The following is a 2858-nucleotide window of genomic DNA, read 5'->3' as shown; positions in this document are numbered from 1 at the left end:
GCCCTTTTGGATATTCCGTGCTATAAAATCCTGATGGGCTGCGACGGCAAAAACCTTCAGGAAACCAAAGACCTCTACAACCTGACGGACGCGGAGCAGGAATTGTTGGAGAGCAAGCGGCGCGGACACGCGCTCTTTATCATTGGGTCCAAGCGGCTTCATGTAAACTTTGAGATTCCGGCTTACAAGTTTTCCTATATGGGCAAGGCTGGCGGCCGGTAATTCGGTGGCGGCCGGGAGCAATCCCGGTCGCCTTACTTATTCCACACAGGAGGTTTTCAGATGAATCATGCGGAACGATACGAATACCTGGTCAACAAGATGGCTGCCATACGTTGGAGGGGCAGTGATTTGGACGCTTCCTACCATGCCGCCCTTTTCCTGATGGCTTCCCATCCGGCTCTCTTTCAGAAGATGGATCGTTACCTCTGCCCGGAGGGAATCGACTTTACCAAGATGATGCGGAAAGAGGAGTTTGAATATGACTGGATGAAGATTACGGCGGATGCCGCCCGCAACCTCTTTTCCTGGAACAGCAAGTGTGCTGCTACTCCTTTTGAGATTTCGCGGATGCCTGCCCCGGCGATTCGGGCGCTCTTTACGGCCTGCTTCATCGCCAATGGGGACTACATGGTATCTGTCCGGAAAAATGACAAAGGAGAAAAGGTGTTTGAAATTGACGACAGCGCCGGTAAACGGCGGGAGGCGTTCAATCTGCAAATGGAGCAGATGATGGAAGCCCCCGGTATGGAACCGGACTGATTATGGAGGTGATTTTTTGGCTGTTGATCCGTTGACCGCAAAAATTCTGGCAAAGGTAGCTATGCAGGCGGCTACCGACTCCGAGAGCCGGAAAAGAATTCTGTTTATGATCCTGGCCCCGGTTCTGGGGCTTTTGCTTTTGATTGCCTTCATCCTGTACCTCATTACCAGCCCCTTTTCCGTACTGTCCCAATGGTTGATTGGTGATGAGGTAAACGTGGTGGAGGATTTTCAGAAGCAATATGGTTACAACCAGCAGCTCGGCATTTATGAGAAAGACTATATAGACGGTAGTGGTCAGAGCTATGAGGGCGTCATCTTTACGGATGGGGCGACCGAAGTTGTCTACTACAATCAGTTGGATGAGCGTTGGGCCGATCTTCCGTATGGAACCGATAATATCGGCGGTTATGGATGTGGCCCGACCTCTATGGCGATTGTGGTATCCAGCCTGACAGACCAGACTGTTGATCCCCCCACAATGGCAGAATGGGCGTATCAGAATGGCTATTGGTGTTCCGGCAACGGTTCCTATCACTCGTTGATACCGGGGGCTGCGGAGGGCTTTGGGCTTCAATGGGAAAGCATCAGCACCGATGACCCGCAGGCCGTGGTGGATACTTTGGCATCCGGGAAATTGATTGTGGCACTTATGTCAAAAGGCCACTTCACATCCAGCGGTCACTTTATGGTGCTGCGTGGAGTGACCTCTGAAGGAAAAATCCTGGTGGCCGATCCTGCCAGTAAAAAACGAAGCGAACAGGAATGGGATATATCAATCATTCTGGATGAGGCCAGAAAGGGCGCCGCAGCAGGCGGTCCCTTGTGGGCGATCTACTAAAGGGGTGCGATATGAATAACCGAAACAAGCTGATTGAACTGTTTATCTACATCGTGATCGTAGTGGTGGGCATCGTCCTCTTGCTGACCGGCGGGGCGGATGACAAAACCAGTGCTGAAAATATGGGAGGTGAATCCTATGCTGTTGTACTTGACGAGTAACCAGAAAAGCAACCTGATCGACCCCGCCGTGCGGAATATGACTCTGCCCGCCAAGAAGCTGGTCGGCCGGTTCAGCCTGAAAAGTTTCGTTACCAAAGATATGCGCAATTATGCCAACGCCAAATTCTTTGTGGTGGATGCGGCGTGTATCGAGGAAAGCGGCAATGATTTCACCCTTGCCCTGCAATCCTTTCAGATGATGTTCTCCGCCCGGATCATCGTCATCCTCTCCGGCTACGAGGATGTGAACGGCGAGGTACAACGGCTACTGTCCATCGGCGTTGTGAATCTGGTTACGGGTGAAACGATGGAGGACGCCCTGGACGAGCTGACAGAAGCGCTTTCCGAAGATGGGATGCAGCGGTATGTGGTAAAGGCTCCCGTCTACGAACAGCCAGTCTCCCGCTACGAGAAGGCACCGGAGCCGGATGAGATTATTCCGTACCGCTGGAACGCCCGGAATATCCGTATTGCCGTGGCCGGTTCGCAGCGCAGGAGCGGCGTGACAGTGACGGCCTTTAACCTGGCATCTTGGCTGGCGGCCAGAGGTGCGGAGGTGGCGTATATCGAAGTCAATCAGAACCGCCACCTGCAGCTCCTGCTGAACATCTACGAAGCGGCGCCGGATGGGGAGCATTACACCATTGATGGGATCGACTGCTACCTGACCAACGAGCCGGATAAGGCGTATCAGTTTATCATCTATGATTGCGGCGTGATGCAGACGCCCACCTCTATTTTCCGTGACGCGGATCACCGGCTCCTGTGCGGGAGTGTCCTGCCCTATGAGATTCCGGTGTTCCACAAGGCATTGTCCGAGTGCGGCTCATTGGAGGTGCGCCCGGTAGCGATCTGTGTGCCGCAGGAAATTCAGGAATACTGTATGGAACTCTTTGGGGAAAATGTGCAGATTGCGGCGGCATCCCACGACCTGTTTGCGAAACGGGTCAATGGGCAGATCTACCGGCCGCTTGTGGAGAAGTATATTGCAGGAGAAAAGCGCCTGTAACAGTATGACATGATTGGGAGGATTGGAATATGGCAAAGTTTGAGTATATGCAGCGGGCATTTTCTTCTGAACTGAAGCCCAGAGC

At 53.0% G+C, this 2858-nt stretch carries 4 protein-coding genes and 1 pseudogene; all 5 read left to right on the top strand.

What is annotated here, in order from left to right:
* Nucleotides 1–222: pseudogene (locus H8S57_RS17525) on the top strand (VirB4 family type IV secretion system protein); the annotation flags it as partial.
* Between the two features lie 60 nt (nucleotides 223–282).
* Nucleotides 283–762, top strand: coding sequence for a hypothetical protein (locus tag H8S57_RS16630; protein WP_006354150.1), 480 nt, complete (start codon nucleotides 283–285; stop codon nucleotides 760–762).
* A gap of 16 nt (nucleotides 763–778) precedes the next feature.
* Nucleotides 779–1603, top strand: a complete 825-nt coding sequence (locus tag H8S57_RS16625; RefSeq protein WP_186909072.1) for a C39 family peptidase — start codon at nucleotides 779–781, stop codon at nucleotides 1601–1603.
* 11 nt (nucleotides 1604–1614) lie between these two features.
* The gene (locus H8S57_RS16620) at nucleotides 1615–1764 is read left to right on the top strand and encodes a hypothetical protein (protein WP_006354152.1); all 150 of its coding nucleotides are present in this window, start codon (nucleotides 1615–1617) and stop codon (nucleotides 1762–1764) included.
* A complete protein-coding gene (locus tag H8S57_RS16615; RefSeq protein WP_186909071.1) occupies nucleotides 1742–2773 on the top strand; it encodes a hypothetical protein in 1032 nt (343 codons plus the stop codon). The genes H8S57_RS16620 and H8S57_RS16615 overlap by 23 nt, the downstream gene beginning before the upstream one ends.
* Nucleotides 2774–2858 lie beyond the last annotated feature (85 nt).

This window comes from Lawsonibacter hominis (genome assembly GCF_014287895.1).
In the GTDB taxonomy this organism is placed as follows: domain Bacteria; phylum Bacillota; class Clostridia; order Oscillospirales; family Oscillospiraceae; genus Lawsonibacter_A; species Lawsonibacter_A hominis.
Note: the sequence above shows the minus strand (reverse complement) of the source record. Positions and strands in the feature narration are given on the sequence as shown.